Here is a 22014-nt window from a genome sequence, read left to right as displayed (position 1 = left end):
AAAAAAGAAGTAAAAAATAAAAGAACATTATGCCTTATACTGAATATATCAAGAAAAACTCTTGATAAAAATTTTAATAGTCCAAATTGATGGCCATCAAAGGACAGATTGAAACAAATATGATGATATGACGATAAAGGTCATGTCTTGCATAGAATTGTTTCGCTGTTTCTTTGTTGTGCCTTTTAGCATACTCAGCGTTCAATATTTGCTCATTTTGTTTCCTTCTGTCCAAGGACGGAAAGGAGCTCATCATTATGAGCAATAAAGTACAAGAACGCCGTGAGCGTAAAATCAAAGAAGCTATTAAAGCTAAAAATTGGAATGAAGTAACTCGTTTGCTTCAACAAGAACAAAGTAATGCAGAACGGCGTGACCGATACCACCATAAACGAAGTATGGAAGAAAGCATATCTCGTAATGACGGTAAACGACGTGAACGCTATGAAGTAGTTGCAAGTTCTGATTTGAATCCCGAAGAAGCTTTAATCCTAGCGGAGTTAAGACAAGCTATTCGTGAAGCTAAAGCATCCCTATCAGAAATTGACAGTAAGATTGTTGAAATGATAGCGGAACAAGGTTCAAGCTATAAAGAAACGGCTCGCTATATCACTGAACATTACAAGAAAATGAGTGATGTAACTGTCAAATCTCATTATTGTAAAGCACTAAAAAAATTAGCTCCTTTATTAAAAAGTTATCGCTAATACCTCAAATCCAGTGTCTCTGTCACTGGATTTTTTATAAAAAAATTAAAAATTTAACAAATAACTTTGCGTTTGGTTGTCTCATTCTCCTTAGTAATAAGGAGGTGATACATAACTAGAGCAACTACGTCCAGCTCACGACCAAAACCGAGCAAGTCTCATTCGTATTATTTCTCAATAATAAAGGAGGAACAACCCTATGGCGTTTAAAATGAAAACAACAAAAGGTGGTTATACAACTACATTGGCTGATAAAATTATCAGTCAAAAACAACCGATTTACTCACTTAGTACCGAACTTGAACCACAACAACGGTTTGAAGAAGGAAAACCAACAGGAGAAATCGTAGCCTATAAAGCATGGTTTGTACAGGAAGGGCAAGACCCTTTCCAAGTAAAATTCGAAGATACGATTGAGCTTCCAGCGTTTCAATCCATGATTCAATTTGACACCCTACAAGCCTGCGAAGTAAAATATAACGTTTACTTCAAAGCAAATGGTATCAAGGAGGTTCGGTAATGACCTCACAATCTCGTGATGTGCTGAACCAATCTTTCCTGCAATCTTACCTGCTCCAGAGCCTAAACATGGCTCTAGGGGCTTTAATGCAGGGGGAAACCAGCTATACTAATTCTTTTAACGTCATTATTCAAGAAGACGGCTTTGTCTTTGTCCCTCGCCTACCGTGCGCTTATATCCTCGATGACGACTTATACAAGAAAATCTTTCTGATTGCCAATGCTTCACTTTACCCACAATATACGCTTCTAAAACAAAATGCTACCTATTTTGTCCCTCTAGACACAGATGACTTACACATTCAACGTGGTTTATTCTTCCCTTGGAAAAGAGGGATTTCAGAACGTTTAGCGATTCCTGATTTGGATAAGTTTTCAGCCAGATTGCCACATGGGAAAATCCCTATCATGAAGCACTTTGAACTAAATTTAGACAAGGTCAATCACTGGGCTATTGCTGGAAATTCAGGTTCTGGGAAATCGTATGCTCTCACTTACTTCTTGAGTGTACTGAAGCATATGTCTGACTTGATTATCATTGACCCGAAATTTGATACCCCAAGTCGTTGGGCAAGAGAAAATCATATTTCCGTTATCCACCCTGTCGAAAACCGTTCAAAATCTGATTTTGTATCACAGGTCAACGAACAATTAAGTCAATGTGCAAATCTCATTCAAAAACGACAAGCTATCTTGTATGATAATCCCAACCATCAATTTACCCATCTAACTATTGTTATTGATGAAGTCCTAGCTCTATCAGAGGGAGTCAATAAGAATATCAAAGAAGCATTTTTCTCCTTACTCTCACAGATTGCCTTGTTAGGACGTGCTACCAAAATCCATCTATTTTTAGTAAGTCAGCGTTTTGACCACAATACTATCCCAATTTCAGTAAGGGAACAGCTAAACGTATTGTTACAAATTGGAAATATCAATCAGAAAACTACTCAATTTTTATTTCCTGACCTCGATCCAGAGGGGATTGTCATTCCAACAGGACATGGTACAGGTATCATCCAAGTTATCGACAATGAACACCCCTACCAAGTTCTGCCCCTACTCTGTCCAACCTACTACACTAAGCGAGGTATCCTATGACCACAAAAAACTACTTTATAAGAAGTTTCAATCTTATACTATATTTGGTTCTCTCTACTCCTATCTGCTCTGTCTTCGGCTGGCTATTCAATTTTCTTTCCGTCCAATTAGCCAACATCTCATTTGTCAACCTAGATTCAGTTAAAAACATTACTGATACCATTAGTTCTGTAAGTCACAAATTCGCTCTTATTTCACTACTACTTACCTTACTATTGACTGGATTAGAGATAATACAACGGTTGAAAACAGATAGTCTTCGGAACTATATCCAATCTGTCTATCACACTTTCCTGTTGCGACACTTCCTGTTTCAGCGTGAACGAGTACAGAAGATAAGCAACCTTGAACACCAGACCGTTACCACCATCAATCCAATCCATAAAGGATTTAACCGAGCTGTTCGCAAGTGTATTGTAGATATACGAAAAGATACCATCACTATTTTTCTAAAAGTCCCTAGAGACCAACAAGGGCAAAAAATCCTAAAAGAGATGGAAGCACAATTAAAAGAAGAAATCGTCAGCCAACACGCAGACTATTATTTCTCCTCTCCTATTCGAGTTCGTAACCAATTGTGGTTCACTGGACAAAAACGTTAATCCCTTGGGGCTGTGGCTTGCGTTAAGCAAAAGCCAGACAGCCCCTTTTTATATTCTTTTCTATCATGACCTATTGGGGTTACTACGACCCCCAATAGGTCAATAATCAATAATCACAAAAAATTCAATTTTTTCAAAAAAACTTTGCATACGACCTGTCATTTCTCCTTAGTAATAGAACCCAAAAGAAATGAGGTAACTGCCTATGGCAAAAGAACAGCGCTCAACCAAATGGACGTTTCTCTTCTACGAGGAAAGCGCACCAGAGAACTACTTGAATATATTAGAGGAACTCCATATTCCGTTTATTCTTAGTCCTTGGCACGATAAGGATATTAATAGACAGACGGGAGAGTTCAAGAAATCGCACAAACACGGTGCTTTCTTCTTTGATTCACTGAAAAGCTATTCACAAGTATCAAATATCATCAGTGACAAACTAAACGGTCCAGCACATGTGGAGGTAGTTATGTCTCCCACTGGTTTATTTGACTACTTTACCCATGCGGAAAATCCAGATAAGACCCCCTACAACATTGAGGATATTGAAGTCGGTTGTGGCTTTAATTTAGAAAAATTCTTGATGGAGATGAACTCCTCGGATTTTATACATGAAGTAGTTGATATTATCGAAGAGAACGACTTTACCGAATTTGAAGAATTGGTCTGGTATGCCCGAGCAAACAATACCAATTTATTAGGACTCATTATTGAACGTACATATTTCTTCGCCAAATACCTAGATTCACGAAGATACAATCCTAATCGACTCCATAATTCAAACACAGAGGAGAAAGAGAATAATGAATAACGAAAAATTAGAACAAATTGAACAACTATTGCAAACACTTATCAAACTCATTCAAATCAAAGAACAGAACATACCACTAAAGATAATACAACAGCGAGAATTGCTAAAACAGCTAAATATCTCCCCAAACACATTAAAAACTTGGGAACAAAAAGGATTAAAAAGATTAGAACCTCCTATAGAGGGAACTCGAACCGTCTTCTATCTACTAGATGATATTATCAACTTTTTACAATCCTAATTCTGAAAATTTTTGCTAAAATAGTTCTATCTAAAAGAAAGAGTGGTAACTATTTTAGCCTACTTCAATATCCATGAAGAAAGGCAAATATGGAAACTGAAACAATTATTCATAATGGCAAAAAAGTCATTAAAAAAATCAAAAAAGATAAGTCCATCTCATACACTTTGAAGGGGGCATTTCTGGGAAAAGATATCAAAACTGGTAAGCAAGTCACTACTACCATTACAGCTAAGACACTAAAACAGTTAGATAGAGCAATCATTCAAGCACGACTAGAATTTGAAAAAAATGGCTCAACACGAGAAAAAGTTATCGTCATTGATACACTGGAAGATTTAGCTGAAGAATGGTTTAAATCATATAAGACCTGGGTCAACTCACATAATACTCTGAACAGAGTAAGAGGTTATCTTGATAATTATATTATCCCTAAATTTGGAGATTACAAACCAGATAAAATTGAATCTGCGGATATCCAGCTTTGGTTAAATGGTTTGGCAAAGAAATCAAAAGAGTCCATTGAATCTGGTATAAAGCGTGCTGATAAAGGTAGTGCTAAAGATTTTGGTGCTGTTATCCATAAGTTGAAAGATATTTTTGACTATGGAATTACAAACTATGGACTAATCACTAATCCTGTTAGCTCTGTTAAGATACCACCTAAGCCAAAATCAAATAAGCAACGCATCATGGTATTACATGATGATAGTCTTGTAATATGGCTTAATTATCTTGAAAGTTTAGATAACAATAGAGCCAATCGTAGATTTAAGTTAATTTGTAATACTTTATTAGCCTCCGCTTTGCGAATAAATGAACTACTTGCGTTGACGATTGATGACCTAGATTTTGAAAATTCTTCTATTAATGTCAGTAAAACATTGATGTGGAAAACCGCAAATAAAAAAGATGGGACAAAAGGGGAAGTTATCTGTAAAGCTACACCAAAAACTGATGCAGGAAATCGCTCTGTCCCTGTCCCTCTCCCCATAATAGAAAAACTCAGAGATTTCCACCACGAAATGAACTTGTATCTTGAATTGCACAACAGACATAGAACAAAACTGATTTTCCCTACAATCTATGGCAACTATATGTGTGATAGAAACGAGAGAACAACTCTTAAGAAAAGGTTAGTAGGTCTTGGATTACCAAACTATGGTTTCCATTTGTTCCGACATACTCATGCTTCAATGTTGCTCAACGCTGGCACAAATTGGAAAGAACTTCAAGTCAGAATGGGACATAAATCAATTTCAACTACAATGGATACTTACGCTGAATTAGCACCACAACGAAAGTTAGAAGCTGTGGGGATTTATCTTGAAAAGATTGCTGAGCTAACGCAATAACTACTCTACCATTCACTCTACCTTTTATTAGGTAGCATTCTAGAAACATTGATGTACCAACGTTTCTAACAGCTAAAATAGAAATTATTTAACTCTTACAGAAGTTAAATAATAGGTCATTACGTTTCAGTAGAAACGGAAAAACCTTGATTTAATGCAATTCTTGAATTTTCAAATTTCAATGTATTGCAATAAAAATCAACCGAATGACTACATTTTTGACTACATTTTTTGTGAAATAAATTAGATGTTCGGATATATAGAAAAGGCTCTAGTCATATTGGCTAGAGCCTTTTTAATTTTAATTTTTAACTTCCACTAATTAGTCCCCTTCTAGTTCTTTGGATTTCCTGTAACATTAACAACAATAACAATAATAAACATAAGTATACTACTGATATACAAATAGAAAGGAATTACTATGTCTGAAACAAATAAATACCAATGTTGTCTTTACAACAAACATTACCTAGAGCTCCATGAACTAGAAACAGAGTTTTATCAAGACAAGTTTCATACAAGAGAAAAGTACAAAGGCAAGCTACTTTGCCCTGATTGTCACAAGGTACAACTAGCTATAAAAGAAAATAACAATGGAATTTTCTTGTCAGCATATCCAAAATCAACTCATGACAAAACATGCGAGTATCTACTATCAGTAGCAAGCAAAAAAGAACTACAAATTTTCTACGAATCAATTAATCCTACCTCAGCTGAACGTATGTTAGAACGTATCCTGGAAGATGCTCCTTCAAGTCCTATCACACTTTTAAATCAAAATTCAATTCAAAACGCTAACGAATATTGTCCTTGTAAAAATACAGATTCAAATAAAACTATCATTAGAAAATATTTACCTAGAAGATCATTACAATTAAGGGAAATGGAAGAAAAAGACTACCTAGTAATGTACTATGGAAAATGTAAATTATTTCTTGTAAAAAACAAATTTAATGATTTTTATTTAAGAATTTTTCGTGATGATGAAAGCAATAAATACCTCTGTAGCCTAAAAATACCGAAAAAAATTTTTGTTTTCTTAGAAGAAAAATTAAGATTCATTCCCAACGAAAAAGAACTACAATTAGAAAATTCTAGGAATAAAGCTGTTTCTGCTAAGTTAGCATTTGTTGCTAAAATTGATAAAAACGGTTACTATTACAATGGAGTATTAACCCATTCAAAATTATTAAATGTTTTCCCAAATTAAAATCATTTAAAATGCTTGCTCTTTTGAATCTAAAAAGAATGGATTAGTGATATTCAATCTCTGTAGAAAATTAATCAAATGATTTCAATATAAAACGCATAATACCAAGTTTTTGACACACCTGATATTATGCGTTTTAGAATGTTAATGACTACTTTATTAACTTCTTTCATTTAGTGTCTAATCAACATTCCTACGATTAATTAAATACTTTCCTCTATCTTTGTACTCCATATTTGGTAAAGATAATCTAAATCGAATAATAATCATCCTAATAATAAAATCTAAAATGAAGATTATTATAAACGTAGAAATTCTGGAAAAGCCTATAAAATGGGGCAAACCATAGTACGAAAGCCCTACAGCAAAAGATAATAATGCATAGATATCCTCTTTCAAGACACTAGAAACCTCATTGATTAATAAGTCTCTCTTCAAAAACACTTCAGATTTTTCCAAAAATCTCCTCTAAACTGTTCTTTATCTCTTTATGGACATAATCACTTAATGGAGTATTTTTACTAATATTTCTTGAGAATAAAAGATTTGAGAAAGTACTCTCATGAGTAGAAATATCTTTAGGAACTCTATTTAACAAACTGTAACTTTGTATTATTTCATCATATGCTTCTTCATAATTCTTAAACGAATCACTATGAGATACTTCAACTAAATTTTTATCTCCTGAATATGCTACGTGATAATATCCTATCCACGAATTACTTTCATCATCTTTGTAAGTGATAAGTAATTTGTACGGCATATCTTGAAACTTTGAAAAATATCTATAAATTTTAGGAAAGTTATATTTCACCATTTCCAGATAACTCACTTCAGCGAAATTAAAAAATGTTTCAACTATTTCTATTTTTCTTTTCGTAGAATATAAGTTTATTGTTAAGCCATTTGATTCTGAATATTCTCTATCACGACCAGGTATGATAGAACTCCTATAATCCACACCAGAATGTAGTAAAATAGATAGCAATTTATTTAAACTAAACAATTCTACTCCTTCCGATGTTGTATAGCTTAAAACTTCCGGACAATCTTCAAGGGCTTCATCTATCCTTTTTCTAACCTCTTTACTCATCAAAGGGATTTCATCAATATCTTTAAGCCAAGATAATTTATTTTTTATTTCTTTCAAAAGTTCACATAAAATATAATTACTTGCAGGTAATGATTTCTTTTCTAAAATAGTTTTCAGATTGTTTTTAATAATATCTATTGCTATTTTTCTACCACTATCTCCGACAAGGCCTGATAATTCTAAGTTTGTACTACGCTGAACCATTCGAGTCGTTTTTAAAAAGATAGTAGCCTGATATTCTTGACTCGCTTGACTCAACAATTCAGCGCTGACAATTTTTACGTCTGGAACATCTTTATCCACGATATCAAACCAATAATAAAGGGTGTTTTCTACCATACCTCCAGCAATTCCTATTTTAGATTTCAATTTATGATTTTCCGTGATAAATGGTTCAAATTGCTCTGATATAGGGGAGAAATAGTTTTCTACTATAAATTTATAGGTTTTGTGAATCTCTGATAATATTCTTTCTACATTATCTTCCTTAGAGAAATCTGTAATCCCATCACTACTCAATAAATCATTTTTAGAGTTAACACATTCAACATAGAGAGGAAAGTTATGTTGTAGAACAAAATCTAAAAATTTATCCTGTTCTTCAATGGTTGAAAATAATCCAGAGATAAAAATGACTACTTCCCGCCATTCTTCATTATGGATAAGTTTTTCGAGAAGTGCTGTATCTGATGAAACTATTAGGTTATTTGTAATATAGTATGCAGCACAAAACTCCTTAAATAGCTTATGAGAAAAAGTAATTCTATCTGAAGTACAAAAAATTCCAAAATTTATAAAATAATCAATTAGATTTCTTTTATTTGGTGTAGAAACTGGATAAGCACTTATTATTTTATCTACTTCACTGTATGTAAAACTAGATTGATTAAAATTCTCATAAGAAAATTTGCCAAAAAGATTTAATGTTTCATGCAGGGATAATTCTGAATAACTATTTTTGTAGCGATAATTCTTTTCGAAATACTCTGTAAAAATTTGGGTTCTATTAAGTAACTCTTTATTCTGTCTATCAATCAGAATAGTCTTACCAATTTTATACAATAAAGGGTTCCTAAACAGTTCAAGATACGCTTTAGAAAGCTTGCTATACCCCCAAAGTCTAATTAAACCACTTTGAATTATACTATCGGAAAGGTTTGTTAGAAAGAAACTCTTTTCTTCTCCAAGCTCATGCCTATATCGATTATCTCGTGTTGTGAAAAAGAAAAAATTTTGATTATATTGTATCATTAATTGATTTGCTTCAGAAAAAAATTTCAATCTCTTTTTCTCATCAATAATATCATCAATGCCGTCGAAGAACAATGCCAATTTATTATTAACAAATAGTTGATTAATAGCTCCTTTAGAATTTCCTTCACAGAAAGGGGCTATTTTCGACTGAATAATATCGAATAATGTTACTAAACCATCCTCATACTCTATTAATGGAATATAAATAGGAATTAGTTGATAATCAGAATATTTTGCACATAATTGATTTATAAGCTTAAAGGTTTCAAAAGTTTTTCCAAATCCTGCTTCTCCAATTAATACAACTTTATGATGTTGTAAAAGGATATCTAATGAATCTCTCTCTTTACCCCCTTCTCTATCTTGAAATAGATAACGTTCAAAATAGTCGGACTGAACAGATGAATCACCTGATGTTGTTAATAGGGTTTTAATATAGGAGCGTGTTCTAAAATTTCCACTTACAATCTGTTTTAATAATGAATTATTATCATCCACTATATCTGTTAAGTACTGCAACTGCCTTTCTATACCATCAACAATTTCCTTAATAGTCCGACATAGTACCTGTGATTCCGCGGTGCTTATTTTATTAAGTTGTTTAAATATGATTTCAAAATATTTTTGAATAATCTGCTTTAACTCAATATTATATAATTTATACTTAGGGTATTTTTCAACAAATAAATTCATGTAAAAATCTACTGATTGATTTATTGTTTTCGATTGTAAAACATCTTGGTTAAGAAAATTTTTTATTATTTTTTCAAGAACATTCTGTTCAATTAAAAATCTATCAAAATCTAGATAATATTCCCTGTCTCCATATTGCTTTAATATTAACACTTCAACTTCGTTCTTTAGCCTTTTTATAACGAATCTTAATTTTATTTTACCTATAAGTCCATTAAAGTAATTTCCTAGTTGCTCTACTAATAGATTTTCCATTAATGACAAAATAACTACCATATACGAAATCCTTTCATATTTAATTATAACATAAGGATAAAATTCTCTTCTCGTTTAATTCATATTTAAAATGTCATCTAGATTACATTCAAGTACATCACATAATTTTTCTCATTGTTCCATTCAGTACAAGATAATTTCTTGATTTGTGGTTAAAAGAAGGTTGAGAGTTCGACTAGCTACATTAGGAGATTTCTAAACTGAGAAATTTGGACATACAAAAGACTCTAGCTTAAATGCTAGAATCTTTTTTTATAGTCAATGGTGGTAAATTGTTTTCAAGTAATATTTGATTACAATCCTCCACAGTATAGTCGGAAGAACTCAAAATCATAAGATTATAGAGCATATCTTCATCCGTAGACAATGAGCGCAAACTTCTACCAGCCCGCTTTAATAATTCATCACTCAGTTGAAAATGAAGTGACATGGCTATACATAACGCTACAACAGTTTGAACAGACGGTTCTTTGATATGATTGTTTTGAAGTTTAGAAATATATTCTACAGATAATAGGGATAAGTCCGATAGAGACTGATTGGTCAATTTTCGATATTTCCTTAGATAATTTAACGCACTACCAAAATCATACGGTAATTCCCTTAAGGCTTGACTCAACTCCGAACTTAATTCACTTAGTAACCGCGCTCTAGACTCTATATCTAAATTCCTATCATTAGCTGGATACTTGAAAGATGGAGTGATACTCAGTTCAGCTGAATTATTCAAAACATTGATAAATGTTACTCTTGAAGAGCTTTGATTATGATTTATTTTTTCAAAAACAAGACAACACTCATCCATATGTGTTCGAGCATAGTAGGTCATCTTAGGAATATCATCTTCAGATAAAACTACATATTTTGGTTCGTTCAAACAAATATGAGAGTCAATATAGATTAGCCCACCTTCTGTTAATCTATTTTTAACGGATTGATGTTCGAAAAGTAATTTTGACAAATCCTTTAGCCCTATTGAAAATGTTTGGTCAACTCCTAGAAAACCTTCTTGCCAAGAATGGGCTGGAACATAGCGACCATCAACATAATTAAATACTCCTCTAGCCTCTTCTATCCCGAATTCTGCCAAGCGTTTTTGAGCTGCTATAATAGTCACTCCAAAATAATTCGCTGTGGCTTTAATTAAATCTTCAATGACATCTATCTTTGACTTAACCTGTCTGGTTGCTTTTAACTCAGCAAATTTCACTTTGAGAAATTGTTTAGCCATGTCTTTAGGCATCATAATTTTTGGAGCGAGACTACATACTTGCCACTCCATCCAATCAGTTTCAACGACTTCCTCAGTTGTTGAAATCTGTGCTATGATATCAGCAGAACCCTTCTCCAATTCCACTGAATATCGGTGTAAAATCCAATGCAAACATTCATGAATAATAGTATTATTGATAGTCCCTGGTGGTCTAATTGCTCCTAGATTACTATCAATAACGATAGTCCTCTCAGATATTCCTTGCTTCGTGTCATTCTCAAAATAAATCCTTCCAAAAATAGAAGTGTCATGGGTAATTTCTCTAAACTCAATCCTTAATCCTAATATTTTAGCTAGAGTATATGGATTAATTTTCATGGGGGTCTGAAGTACTTCTGGATAATACAACGTCAAAATTGCTTCTGCTGTATCTTCTAACTTATCTTTCCATAAAAATGGTACTAATTCATCAGTCAAAGGATGTTCGAAAAGACTCAAACTCCCCCTCTTGTATGGAGTAACAGCTTGGATTTGAAAATCTTTAAGTCCATCATATACACGTGCACTACATGAAATACGTAACCAACTAATCTGTTTCTTAGTATCAATTGAATCAAAGTCAGTAAGATAGGAAACTTCTGCAAAAATGGTCAATATAACATCGATATCTATTAAATCATCTTCTCTCTTCCCAGCATAAACATTTTTTATTTCACTGTACTCAACAGTAATCGTCTCTGTTAGCTCACCATCTGAAACTCCTAAATCAATAACATTCTGTAAGAAATAATTAATTCCTGCTCTAGATACCTCATCAAAGTAATACTCTTCTACATATTTTGAAATTGAAGCCATATATCCTCCGAGGTATCAGTTTGTGGTCTTTTTGAAGTTCTCAGCTTGTCCAAGCACTTGTTCAAAGATTTCATCATTCCATTGCGGTGGATAGCCATTTTCGTATAGTAAGATTGTTAAATCCATGTTCAACTGACTCTTAATATCTTCACGACTTGACCAGTCTGTATACCGTGCTTTATCATCAACTAACTCTTTAATAGCTTTAGCCAAATCAACACATTTGTCATCAGCATATTCAAACTCATGTTCGTCACGAACCTTGATAAGGATATCATAGAAGGCTTTTTCTTCATATGATATCCCTAAATCTTTGAAAGAATCCATATCAATTTGAAGGTCTTTCAAAATCTTCATGATTTCATCTGAAAGACTATTGATAAAGTCTGCCGTCACTTCAGATACAAAGATTTGGCTATCTCTATTATTATAGGCTTCGACAACCCTATCTAGTCTCTCTGAAAATTCAATAGCTTTAACCTTGTTGGTTCCTCCGTACTGGTCAATGGCACGTTTTAACAGCCTAAGCAGAGCATTAAATTTAGTGATTGGCATTTCTAAAGCATCAAGTTCATCTAGGAAACTTTCATCAAATAACTCTTGCTTATCATTATTAACAATATCCTCTACACCAGTTGAAGCTATCGCGTCCTCAATCATTTGTTGAACATGCTTGTTCATCATCTCAGCATCTGGTGCATTGCCTTTGGTCTGTTTATAAATAATTGACCGAATTGCCATGTAAAATTGAGCTTTCTCCGTTTCCTCATCTGTGAGCTCTCCAGAAGGAAACACAATCTCATAAGCAGACTTCATTCGACGTGACAGGTACATAAAACGTACTTCCATGTCGTGAAGTCTTTGGACGTACTCTGCCCCTCTGTTAAGGCAAAGCAATCTCTCTGCAGGCGTACCATGATAGAAGTCTGAAGCATCAAAATTAACCAGCAATTCATCAATTAAACTCAACTGATTTCTAAAAATCTTCAAGGTAATCTCCAGTTCATCAATCGGACTTTCTTGCTCACCACCATAGGTTTTGATGGCTTCTAACATGGCTCGCTTGATTCCGATATAGTCAACTACCAAACCATGGTCTTTCCCTTCAAAGACACGATTTACACGGGAAATCGTCTGAATAAGGGTATGCTTTTGAAGGGGTTTATCAATATACATGACGGCAAGAGATGGTACATCAAACCCAGTAATCCACATATCCACCACAATAACAATTTGAAAGTTTGAATCATTGTTTTTAAATTGAGCGTCTAACATCTTACGGTGTTTAGCATCTCCTAATAATTCATACATCTCCTTGACATCATCTTGGCTACGAGTTGCAACTATGTTGACTTTAGGAAGAGATTCTAACTTTTCTAGTTCTTGCTTTGATAAGTCATCACGGTACGTTTTCTTTGCGATAAACCAGTCTGAGCGAACTGATTTTAGAGCTTGATAGACGTTAAAGGCATGCTCACGATTCGAACAGACAATCATAGCTTTTTGAACAATCTCAGGCTTTTCACTAACCACCTTTTCATAATGTTCAACAATATCGATAGCTACTTTTCGGATACGGTCTGGGTGGTTTAAAATTTGTGTCACCTTAGACATGGTACGTTTACTTGCCTCTATCTGCTCAATATTAGCACCCTGCTCCTCAACTTCTTTGTAGTAGTTGTCAATTTCAGCAACCTGTTCCTTATTCGTGATAACACGTGCCAAGCGTGGTTCATAGGAGATACGAACAGTAATACCATCATCTGTTGATTCTTTCATCGTGTAAGATTCAACAACTTCACCAAAAACATGTATCGTTTCATCAATCGGTGTCCCTGTGAAACCAGCATAAGTCGCATTTGGGAATGAATCTCTTAAATACTTGGCAAATCCGTAAGAAGTTTCAACACCAACATCTGTATACTTCAGTTTAGAACCAACATTGGTCTGTGTACGATGTGCCTCATCTGAAATACAGATAATGTTTGTCCGTTCTGAAAGCAATCCTGTTGCCTCTTCAAATTTTTGAATCGTGGTAATGTAAACACCTCCACTTTCATTGACAGATAGCTCTTGCTTAAGTTCAGCACGACTACCAATCGTTTTGACCTTTTCTGTTTTCAAGTAGCGTTTTGAACCTTCAAAAAGTTTACTGGTTTGGTCGCTTAGGTCTTCACGGTCAACTAATATAACTACTGTCGGAGATTTAAAGGTCTCTCGGTCATGTGTTGCCAGCAAGCGTGACAAGAAAAGCATGGTGTTGGTCTTACCTGAACCAGTTGCACCGAAGTAAGTACCTCCCTTACCGTCTCCATGAGGTTTCAAATGCAACTTGATATTCTCCAACATTTTGTTAGCTGCAAAAAACTGAGGATAGCGTGTCACGATAGCTGTATCCTTCTTATCAGAATCAGGATAGTAGATGAAATCTCGTAAAATAGCCACCACTCTATCTTTGGCAAAAGCTCCATGAATCATGGTCAAAAGAGCAGAGATACCGTTAGATACCTTCTCATCATCATTTGCCTTATTCCATGAATAGTAGTATTCATAAGGAGTAAAGATAGAACCCAACTTGGTATTAGCTCCATCAGAAATAACTGACAAGAAAGCATACTTCATCAGCGAAGGAATATCCCTATTATAGCGAATGGTAATTTGCTTCCAGGCATTATAGACGGTTGTCGTCTCCTGAATAGCTGTTTTGAACTCAAAAATGGCAACAGGAATCCCATTGATAAAGAGAATCAGATCTGGTCGGCGCTCACGTACATCTTGAACAGTATATTGATTAACGACTTTAAAAATGTTATTTTCTGGGTTCTCAAAATCAATATATTCAATATGAATCAGTGCTAGCGCTGAGTCATCACGAACAAGGTTAAATCCCTCATTTACTAGATAAAACGCTTCACGGTTCTCCACATAAAGCGGAGCGTTAGGTACATACTTAATTTTATTGATGACCTTTTCTAGTTCTGTAGCGGTTAGATTTGAGTAGCGATAGTCCAGAAACTCCCTCATATCTTCTTCAAGTAGAATATCATCATACTTGCGATGAAGTTTATCACCATTGATATAGTCATACCCCTGTTCTTGAAATAGCTCAATAATGGCTTCTTCAAGTTGAGCTTCGGTAAATTTAGGCATTAGCATTCGCCTCCTTTATCGCTCCAGCAATCAAAATAGGACAAATATCCTTAATCTGCTGTTTAAGTCTTTCATTGATTTGTTTGCGCTCAAGATAAACGTTATATAATTGAGCAATAGAATTTTGGATTTCTATATTAGGCACTGGGATTTTAACATCGCATAAGCTGTCCCATGAAAACAGTTCCTGAGATGAACCCCAAGACATAAATCTCACTAATCTATCAAATTCTGCTCTTTTGAAAAAGGCAAATAAGAAGTCTGGATTGAGTTCCTTAAGCTTATTGTCTATTATATTGAATGAATTATAGTTCCATGTGACAATTACTGGTTCATCAAGTTTATTTATAGCTAGCACTAACATATCCCGTCCATCAGTTCGACTATTATATGCGAAGAAATTTTCAGGAATAACCAAAAATTTTGACAGGTCAGTTTTAGATATATCTGCTTTTGTGAGAATAAACTCCTTCTTATTAGAAATCCCTCTCACATGTTCTTTATTCAATTTTTTATCAATGTTACGTAACTCATTTTTTTCAATAAAATTACCTAGCTTCTTATACAACGAACGGTCTTTCTTTAATTTATCAAAATAACCGTCGCAAGTAAGTTTCAAATCTTCCAAGCCGTTCTCATAGGCTTTTTGATTGGCTAGCATGGCTTTATAAATTGCCACATACTTTTCTTGAATATATAGAGGTGGAAGGTCAATTTCAATATCACACATATCATCCCATGAGAAAGTTTCACGTGCTGAACCCCATGAATTGTAACGTGCAAAACGGTCAAACCCTGGACGATTGAAGTACATAAAAAGGAATTCTGAGGACAATAATTCTGGTTCTTTTACCTTAAAAACAATATATGATGACGAAACAATGTAGGTATCCTCCGTATCGTTATAGGCAAGGGTGATTTTCTCTCCATTTCGTGATGTGACTGTAACATAAGCAAACGAATCAGGTTTGACTAATTTATACGGTTTCAATGACACACCATCCATTTTCGCTTTCGTCTCTATAAAAACTTTTTGAATAGAGATACCCTTTACATCTGATAAACTATATTCTTCATCAGAATTCCTGTCATCTATTGGCTCTATCAACCTTAACAACTTATACTTCATACCCTATCCCCTTAAAGGCTTCTTCTAGGCTAGCTTGCGAGGCTTTTTCTAGCATCAAAACTTCTTTCATTTCAGCTTGAATACGAGCCATTTCTTTCTCATAATCAATTTCTAGGTCATGGTCAATAAATTCAACATATTTTGAAGGTGCAAGTGAGTAGTTAGCTTCGCGAATCTCCTCAAGACTTGCTGATTTGCATAATTCAGCTACATCTTCATAACCCTCGCCTGTTTGCCACGATTGATAAATCGATTTTACTTTAGAAATTTGTTCATCTGTCAAGATTACTTTTTTCTTACGAGTTGTTTTTGAACCAGGAATAGTATATTGTGCAATATTCTGATTCCATTGTCTTAAATCACAAAATAGAATCTCTTCTTCTCGATTTCGTAGTACTCTACCGTTTTTTTTGCTACTTTTTTTATTATTGTTAATTATCCAAAGAGTACATGACAAATCCACGGTGTAAAACATATCACGAGGCAAGACGATAATAGCCTCTACTTTATCATTTTCGATGAGCTGTTTACGGATTTCATACTCAACACCATCTGCATTCAAAGCACCGTTTGCCAGAAGAAATCCTGCAATCCCATCCATCACGTCTAATTTAGACAACATGTGCAAAATCCAAGCATAGTTGGCATTGGAAGCAGGTGGAATTTTATAACCTTCCCAACGAGCATCATTTAGCAATTCCATTTCCCCACGCCAATCCTTCAAGTTAAAAGGTGGATTAGCCATGATATAATCAACCTTCATGTCCTTATGCTGATCATCAGTAAAAGTTGAACTTTCGCCATAAGGCTTATTCCCAAGATTATATGAAATCCCTCGAATCGCAAGGTTCATTTTTGCCAAGCGACGGGTGTCAGGGTTCTTTTCTTGACCAATGATAGAAATATTTTTCTTATTTCCATGATGTTGTTCGATAAACTTCATAGACTGAACAAACATTCCCCCTGAACCACAGGCTGGGTCGTAAACTCTTCCAGAATATGGCTCAATCAGTTCTGCAATCAATTTAACTGCTGAAGGTGGGGTATAAAACTCCCCCTCTTCTTTGGTACTCGCAACTGCATAAGATTGCATGAAGTATTCATAGACTCGTCCAATTAAGTCTTCTTCACGGAACTTGTTTTGGTCAATCTTATTGATTTCATCAATCAAGTTCTTTAAAGTTCTAATCTCAGCACCTAAACCAGCATAAAAATTTGATAAAAGAGCACCTTCTAGAGAGGGATTATCCTTTTCAATTGTTGCCATAGCTGTATCAATTTTAATAGCTATATCATTGGAGCTTGATTCTTGAACAAGATAAGACCAGCGACTCTCTGGTTCAAGATAGAATACGTTTTGCGACGTATACGAGTCTTTCTTCTCGGCTAAAATCTTCACCAGTTCAGGTTTGTTAGCATATTCACGACTAATTTCCTGACGACGATTTTCAAATTTATCGCTAGCAAACTTTATAAAGACCAAACCAATAACAGCATCACGATTTTTTTCTGTTCCGCCTGCTCCACGCAAAGCATTACGGCAATTAAAAAGAATCTGCTCTAGGGTCGTCTCTTTAGAAACTATTTTTTTGGCCATTAAAAATCACCTCCATTCTTAGTCAGTGAAGGTGTTTTTTTGCATGTTGAAAAAAGGTAGAGACTACCTTCTATGGTGTGCTGTACTGTGTTATTAGACTCTATCACATCGTTTCTCCTAATCAAATAATTCTTATCACTATTATATCACGTGAAAAAAGTTTTTGAAAAAAAGTTACGTGTTTTATGAACTAGAAGTTCATGTTTTATCAAATAATTAGCCATATTTTGACCTCTAGCCTGTATGAATCCCTTAAGGGCAGTCCTAAACACCATGAACTGGCAGGTCATGGGAAAAGTCGTTATTATCAACTACAATGTAAGCATAAGATGAAAATCTTGACTAAATCATTTTTATAGTCCTAGATTGATGCGCATCAAAGGACGGATTGAAACTCAGAACATAGTCACACCATTAGGTGTAGACCGTGTCAACTGTTTCGCCGTTTCTTTGGTGTGCATTTTTTCATACTCAATTCGGCAAACGACTGTGTTTCTGTTCCGTCCTAGGACGGAAAGGAAACTTTATGACTAACAAAGTCGAAGATAAACGTGAACGCAAGATTGCAAATGCTGTTAAGAGTGACAATTGGAGCGAAGTTGATAAACTGCTCAGTCAAGCAATGGATAACCTTGAACGCAAAGAACGTTATTACGGAGTGACAAGTTTAGATGCAGTCCTTTCGAATAAAGGTAGAAACATCGAATTAATAGATTTATATCCAGATAACACCTATAACCCCATTGAACATTTACTTATTAAAGAGCGAAATGAGCTCCTATTCAATGCTCTATCTAAACTCCCAGAAGAGGAACTTCATATTTTATTAGAGATCGTGCTCCATGGGACTTCTGCTACTCAACTGACTAAAGAAACTTCTTTTAAGAGTCACAAAACTATTCAAAAGCATTACGAAGCTACTCTCAATTTCTTAAACGAAGAACTCGGGAAATATTTCTAAAATTTTTTTCATAGAAATTACCAAAATCTCAAAATTTTTCTCCTTATAGATAAGGAGGTAAAAAATTATGACCTAACAAGAGTCTAGCTCATGACTAAAAAGGAGCAAATTGTCTAAATCCTACACAGCCTGCAACCGAAAGAAAGGTAAATAGTAAAAAAATGAAAGCAAAAATTAGAAAAGGTGGTTACTCAGCTACAATCGCCAAACAGTACATCGACGAGAAGCAACCAGTTCAATGCATCAGCACAGAATGCGAGCCACAAATGAAATTTGAAGATGGCCAGCCAACAGGGGAAGTAAATGCATACAAAGCCTGGTTCATTCAAAAGGGACTTGCTCCATTCCAAGTTAAATTTGACACCGAAATTACACTCCCCCCATACCTATCAATTGTTTCATTTGAAAGCTTGGAAGCATGTGAGGTAGGCTACAATGTTTACTTTCGAGCAACTTCTATTAAAGAGGTTAAATGATGAATAATAGGGAACTTGCCCAGTATCTGCTCCAGAGTCTCAATATGGGACTCGGAGCAATCATGCAGGGAGAAACTAGCTATACCAATAGTTTCGACATCAAAATTAAGGAAGATGGTTTTCAATTTATTCCAAGGTTACCTGCTGGCTATATCATCGATGATGAACTTTATCAGAAAATTTTCCTGATAGCTAACGCTACTCTGTACCCCCGCTATACATTACTAAAACAAAATTCTGCCTATTTTATCGCGCTAGATACAGATGATATCCATGTGCAACGTGCTCTGTTTTTCCCATGGAAAATTGGAATTTCTGAAAGATTAATCATTCCTGATCTGGAGCAATTTGCATCGGCTCAACATGAGAGCATTATTCCTATCATGCAGAATCTAACTCTGGATTATAACAAAGTCACCTCATTTGCAATTGCTGGTAATAGTGGCTCCGGAAAATCGTATGCATTAACATATTTTCTAAGCATATTGAAAAATTTTTCAGACTTAATCATTGTAGATCCCAAATTTGATACACCTTCCAGGTGGGCACGTGAACACAGTTTACCTGTTATTCACCCTCAAAAAAATCGTTCCAAATCCGATTTTGTATCAGAAATCAACGAAAGCCTCAGTTCATGCCTATGTGTGATTCAGCAACGTCAAGAAATTCTTTACGATAATCCAGATCATAAATTTAAACACATTACTATTGTAATTGATGAAGTACTAGCCCTAACAGAATCTGTTAATAAAACTATTAAGGAATCCTTTTTCTCTCTAATTTCACAAATTGCTTTGCTGGGAAGGTCAACTAGTGTACATCTTCTATTGGTTAGCCAACGATTCGATCATAATACGATTCCTGTTTCCGTCAGAGAACAAATGAATGTTGTCATTCAGATTGGTAACATTAACCTAAAAACTACTCAATTTCTATTTCCAGATCTGAATCCCGAAGGTATTGTTATCCCAATTGGTAAAGGTACAGGCCTAATTCAAATCATTGACAATGAGCATCCATATCAAGTATTACCCTTACTTTGCCCTACTTTCTTCACTAAAAAAGGGGTTCTATAATGCAGAAAACATTCTTTCAAAAGACGTATAACCTTACACGATATCTATTTATCTACAGTATTTTTTACCTAATCTTGAATTTTATTTTTCGACTATTAGCAAATCTTTTTTACAAAGAAATATTTTCTTCAGACACAGTTGAACAAACACATAAATATCTATATTTAATTGCTGATCTGGTCATTCTTGTTAGTTTATTATTTGGAATTTTACTATCCATTATTATCAGTATTGAATTGGCGAAAAGATACGCAACAGACTCAATTCTTAACTATGTTCATTCGATAAGGCAAACAATAAAACTTCGCCAATTTTTAAGACAGTACGAATTGATTCAAAATTCATCTACAAACTCCAAAATTAATCCTCAGTCTAACTATACAATTAAAACGTTTAATAAAGCTGTAAGCAAATGTACTATCGATGTACAACAGAATCGTATCATTGTGTTTTTAAAGTATCCAAAAAGTCAACAAGCTCAAAAAATATTTAGAGAAATGGAAGCACATATAAAAGAAGAAATCTCTAATTATAATAGCGATTACTATTTTTCATCACCAACTAGAATAAAAAATCAATTATGGTATGTTGGCACTAAACGATGAAAAATAGAGTGTTTGACTCACGTAGTGAAAGTCAAGAACACTCTATTTTTCACAGCCTAATCTATGATGTAATGGGGGCCTACTACGACGGTCCCCCATTACTATCAATGATCAATGAACAATCATCACGAAGGTAGAATTAATGAAAAATCAACGTTCAAACAAATGGACATTTATAATCTATTTAGATAGTGTTGTAACCAATTATAAAGCAATACTAGAAAGTCTATGTATTCCCTACATACTTAGTCCCGTACATGATAAAGATGTAAATGAAAAAACTGGGGAATTAAAAAAACCACATAGACATGGGGTACTATTCTTCGACTCACTGAAAAGTTACTCACAAGTCTCAGAGCTATTAACTTCTAATCTCAACACACCATCTCATGTTCAAATCGTCATGTCATCTAAAGGTATGTATCATTATCTTACACATGCAGAAAATCCAGAGAAAGCACAATACGACATTAATGATATTGAATCAGGATGTGGATTCAATCTTGAAGAGTTTATCGTTGAAAATAACTCTGATGAATTTTTAGCACAAGTTATCGATATCATCGATACAATGAATTTTGTTGAGTTTGGAAGTTTGGTAAATTATGCACGAACAAATGATCCTCACCTATTGAAATTTATCGTGCAAAAAACATACTTTTTTGCTAAATTGTTAGACTCTCGTAGGTACATGCAATATGAAAAGCAACTCGAAGAGCTTGAGAAGTCTAAATCAATTCATAAAAAAAATAATAAACTAAAGAAAAATGAGGAGATGGAACGTTGAATTCTAATGACAGTATGAAACTACTCGAAATTGAAAGGTTACTTCAATGTTTAGTTGCGTTAATTCAAAACAAACTAGATAGCCACTCCAGATACGGAATATGTACACAAAAAGAATTATTGACACTCCTGCAGATTTCACCAAATACGTTAAAAAATTGGGAAAAGACAGGGCTTAGACGCTTAGAACCACCAATTGAGGGAACACGTACAGTCTACTATAGAATGGAGGATGTGTTGAACTATTTAACACAGTGATTCCAAAAAATGTGCTAAAATAGTAGTATCACATAGAATAATGTGA

Annotated in this window: 19 protein-coding genes; 14 read left to right on the top strand and 5 right to left on the bottom strand. The window is 34.4% G+C overall.

Annotation, left to right across the window (positions count from 1 at the left end; genetic code table 11):
- The first annotated feature begins 257 nt into the window (after window positions 1-257).
- The 8 genes from TZ90_RS00625 (at window position 258) to TZ90_RS00590 (ending at window position 6546) form a co-directional block, all read left to right on the top strand.
- Entirely contained in the window at window positions 258-707 is a 450-nt protein-coding gene (locus TZ90_RS00625; RefSeq protein ID WP_011837674.1) for an RNA polymerase sigma factor, read from the top strand.
- 199 nt (window positions 708-906) lie between these two features.
- Window positions 907-1227, top strand: a complete 321-nt coding sequence (locus TZ90_RS00620) for a hypothetical protein (protein WP_000874693.1) — start codon at window positions 907-909, stop codon at window positions 1225-1227.
- Complete coding sequence (locus TZ90_RS00615) at window positions 1227-2327, top strand: P-loop NTPase family protein (protein ID WP_045610914.1); 1101 nt, start codon at window positions 1227-1229, stop codon at window positions 2325-2327. Before TZ90_RS00620 ends, TZ90_RS00615 begins: the two co-directional genes overlap by 1 nt.
- The gene (locus TZ90_RS00610) at window positions 2324-2929 is read left to right on the top strand and encodes a hypothetical protein (protein WP_045610913.1); all 606 of its coding nucleotides are present in this window, start codon (window positions 2324-2326) and stop codon (window positions 2927-2929) included. The genes TZ90_RS00615 and TZ90_RS00610 overlap by 4 nt, the downstream gene beginning before the upstream one ends.
- A gap of 205 nt (window positions 2930-3134) precedes the next feature.
- On the top strand, window positions 3135-3740 hold the full coding sequence (locus TZ90_RS00605) for a replication protein (RefSeq protein ID WP_045610912.1): 606 nt from the start codon (window positions 3135-3137) through the stop codon (window positions 3738-3740).
- Entirely contained in the window at window positions 3733-3981 is a 249-nt protein-coding gene (locus tag TZ90_RS00600) for a MerR family transcriptional regulator (RefSeq protein ID WP_001058391.1), read from the top strand. The genes TZ90_RS00605 and TZ90_RS00600 overlap by 8 nt, the downstream gene beginning before the upstream one ends.
- Before the next feature lie 89 nt (window positions 3982-4070).
- Complete coding sequence (locus TZ90_RS00595) at window positions 4071-5336, top strand: tyrosine-type recombinase/integrase (protein ID WP_004189477.1); 1266 nt, start codon at window positions 4071-4073, stop codon at window positions 5334-5336.
- Window positions 5337-5757: 421 nt separating this feature from the next.
- Window positions 5758-6546 (top strand): hypothetical protein, encoded by a 789-nt coding sequence (locus tag TZ90_RS00590; RefSeq protein WP_045610904.1) that lies wholly within the window; start codon window positions 5758-5760, stop codon window positions 6544-6546.
- A 445-nt stretch (window positions 6547-6991) separates the two neighbouring features.
- Here the strand turns inward: TZ90_RS00590 and TZ90_RS00580 are convergent, their stop codons facing one another.
- From TZ90_RS00580 to TZ90_RS00560, 5 genes are all read right to left on the bottom strand, one after another.
- Window positions 6992-9862, bottom strand: a complete 2871-nt coding sequence (locus TZ90_RS00580) for an NACHT domain-containing protein (protein WP_045610898.1) — start codon at window positions 9860-9862, stop codon at window positions 6992-6994.
- A gap of 232 nt (window positions 9863-10094) precedes the next feature.
- Window positions 10095-11930: an ImmA/IrrE family metallo-endopeptidase gene (locus tag TZ90_RS00575; RefSeq protein ID WP_045610897.1), complete on the bottom strand. Its 1836-nt coding sequence runs from the start codon at window positions 11928-11930 to the stop codon at window positions 10095-10097.
- 15 nt (window positions 11931-11945) lie between these two features.
- Window positions 11946-15080 (bottom strand): type I restriction endonuclease subunit R, encoded by a 3135-nt coding sequence (locus TZ90_RS00570; RefSeq protein WP_045610895.1) that lies wholly within the window; start codon window positions 15078-15080, stop codon window positions 11946-11948.
- Window positions 15073-16209, bottom strand: a complete 1137-nt coding sequence (locus TZ90_RS00565) for a restriction endonuclease subunit S (RefSeq protein ID WP_045610894.1) — start codon at window positions 16207-16209, stop codon at window positions 15073-15075. Before TZ90_RS00565 ends, TZ90_RS00570 begins: the two co-directional genes overlap by 8 nt.
- Window positions 16199-17806 carry a type I restriction-modification system subunit M gene (locus tag TZ90_RS00560; protein ID WP_045610892.1) on the bottom strand — a complete coding sequence of 536 codons (1608 nt, stop codon included), beginning with the start codon at window positions 17804-17806 and terminating at the stop codon, window positions 16199-16201. Before TZ90_RS00560 ends, TZ90_RS00565 begins: the two co-directional genes overlap by 11 nt.
- Window positions 17807-18332: 526 nt before the next feature.
- Here TZ90_RS00560 and TZ90_RS00555 point away from each other — a divergent pair.
- The 6 genes from TZ90_RS00555 to TZ90_RS00530 all read left to right on the top strand — a co-directional run bounded on the left by TZ90_RS00555 (window position 18333) and on the right by TZ90_RS00530 (window position 21968).
- Entirely contained in the window at window positions 18333-18767 is a 435-nt protein-coding gene (locus TZ90_RS00555) for a sigma-70 RNA polymerase sigma factor region 4 domain-containing protein (protein WP_045610891.1), read from the top strand.
- Between the two features lie 161 nt (window positions 18768-18928).
- Window positions 18929-19243 carry a hypothetical protein gene (locus TZ90_RS00550; protein WP_045610889.1) on the top strand — a complete coding sequence of 105 codons (315 nt, stop codon included), beginning with the start codon at window positions 18929-18931 and terminating at the stop codon, window positions 19241-19243.
- On the top strand, window positions 19243-20319 hold the full coding sequence (locus TZ90_RS00545) for a cell division protein FtsK (protein ID WP_045611022.1): 1077 nt from the start codon (window positions 19243-19245) through the stop codon (window positions 20317-20319). The genes TZ90_RS00550 and TZ90_RS00545 overlap by 1 nt, the downstream gene beginning before the upstream one ends.
- The gene (locus tag TZ90_RS00540; RefSeq protein ID WP_045610887.1) at window positions 20319-20924 is read left to right on the top strand and encodes a hypothetical protein; all 606 of its coding nucleotides are present in this window, start codon (window positions 20319-20321) and stop codon (window positions 20922-20924) included. The genes TZ90_RS00545 and TZ90_RS00540 overlap by 1 nt, the downstream gene beginning before the upstream one ends.
- A gap of 142 nt (window positions 20925-21066) precedes the next feature.
- Window positions 21067-21711, top strand: a complete 645-nt coding sequence (locus TZ90_RS00535) for a replication protein (protein ID WP_080890694.1) — start codon at window positions 21067-21069, stop codon at window positions 21709-21711.
- Window positions 21708-21968, top strand: coding sequence for a MerR family transcriptional regulator (locus tag TZ90_RS00530; RefSeq protein ID WP_045610886.1), 261 nt, complete (start codon window positions 21708-21710; stop codon window positions 21966-21968). The genes TZ90_RS00535 and TZ90_RS00530 overlap by 4 nt, the downstream gene beginning before the upstream one ends.
- The last annotated feature ends 46 nt before the right edge of the window (window positions 21969-22014 follow it).

Origin of the sequence: Streptococcus mitis (assembly GCF_000960005.1) — a bacterium.
GTDB classification, from domain to species: Bacteria; Bacillota; Bacilli; order Lactobacillales; family Streptococcaceae; genus Streptococcus; species Streptococcus mitis_CK.
This window is presented reverse-complemented; position numbering and strand designations above follow the sequence as displayed.

What these genes read in the sequence shown, in the direction of transcription:
- TZ90_RS00550 (WP_045610889.1), top strand. Translation starts at nt 18,929, where the DNA reads ATGAAAGCAAAAATTAGAAAAGGTGGTTACTCAGCTACAATCGCCAAA.
- TZ90_RS00605 (WP_045610912.1), top strand. Translation starts at nt 3,135, where the DNA reads ATGGCAAAAGAACAGCGCTCAACCAAATGGACGTTTCTCTTCTACGAG.
- TZ90_RS00565 (WP_045610894.1), bottom strand. Translation starts at nt 16,209, where the DNA reads ATGAAGTATAAGTTGTTAAGGTTGATAGAGCCAATAGATGACAGGAAT.
- TZ90_RS00595 (WP_004189477.1), top strand. Translation starts at nt 4,071, where the DNA reads ATGGAAACTGAAACAATTATTCATAATGGCAAAAAAGTCATTAAAAAA.
- TZ90_RS00560 (WP_045610892.1), bottom strand. Translation starts at nt 17,806, where the DNA reads ATGGCCAAAAAAATAGTTTCTAAAGAGACGACCCTAGAGCAGATTCTT.
- TZ90_RS00580 (WP_045610898.1), bottom strand. Translation starts at nt 9,862, where the DNA reads ATGGTAGTTATTTTGTCATTAATGGAAAATCTATTAGTAGAGCAACTA.
- TZ90_RS00610 (WP_045610913.1), top strand. Translation starts at nt 2,324, where the DNA reads ATGACCACAAAAAACTACTTTATAAGAAGTTTCAATCTTATACTATAT.
- TZ90_RS00575 (WP_045610897.1), bottom strand. Translation starts at nt 11,930, where the DNA reads ATGGCTTCAATTTCAAAATATGTAGAAGAGTATTACTTTGATGAGGTA.
- TZ90_RS00600 (WP_001058391.1), top strand. Translation starts at nt 3,733, where the DNA reads ATGAATAACGAAAAATTAGAACAAATTGAACAACTATTGCAAACACTT.
- TZ90_RS00615 (WP_045610914.1), top strand. Translation starts at nt 1,227, where the DNA reads ATGACCTCACAATCTCGTGATGTGCTGAACCAATCTTTCCTGCAATCT.
- TZ90_RS00545 (WP_045611022.1), top strand. Translation starts at nt 19,243, where the DNA reads ATGAATAATAGGGAACTTGCCCAGTATCTGCTCCAGAGTCTCAATATG.
- TZ90_RS00620 (WP_000874693.1), top strand. Translation starts at nt 907, where the DNA reads ATGGCGTTTAAAATGAAAACAACAAAAGGTGGTTATACAACTACATTG.
- TZ90_RS00570 (WP_045610895.1), bottom strand. Translation starts at nt 15,080, where the DNA reads ATGCCTAAATTTACCGAAGCTCAACTTGAAGAAGCCATTATTGAGCTA.
- TZ90_RS00535 (WP_080890694.1), top strand. Translation starts at nt 21,067, where the DNA reads ATGAAAAATCAACGTTCAAACAAATGGACATTTATAATCTATTTAGAT.
- TZ90_RS00555 (WP_045610891.1), top strand. Translation starts at nt 18,333, where the DNA reads ATGACTAACAAAGTCGAAGATAAACGTGAACGCAAGATTGCAAATGCT.
- TZ90_RS00540 (WP_045610887.1), top strand. Translation starts at nt 20,319, where the DNA reads ATGCAGAAAACATTCTTTCAAAAGACGTATAACCTTACACGATATCTA.
- TZ90_RS00590 (WP_045610904.1), top strand. Translation starts at nt 5,758, where the DNA reads ATGTCTGAAACAAATAAATACCAATGTTGTCTTTACAACAAACATTAC.
- TZ90_RS00625 (WP_011837674.1), top strand. Translation starts at nt 258, where the DNA reads ATGAGCAATAAAGTACAAGAACGCCGTGAGCGTAAAATCAAAGAAGCT.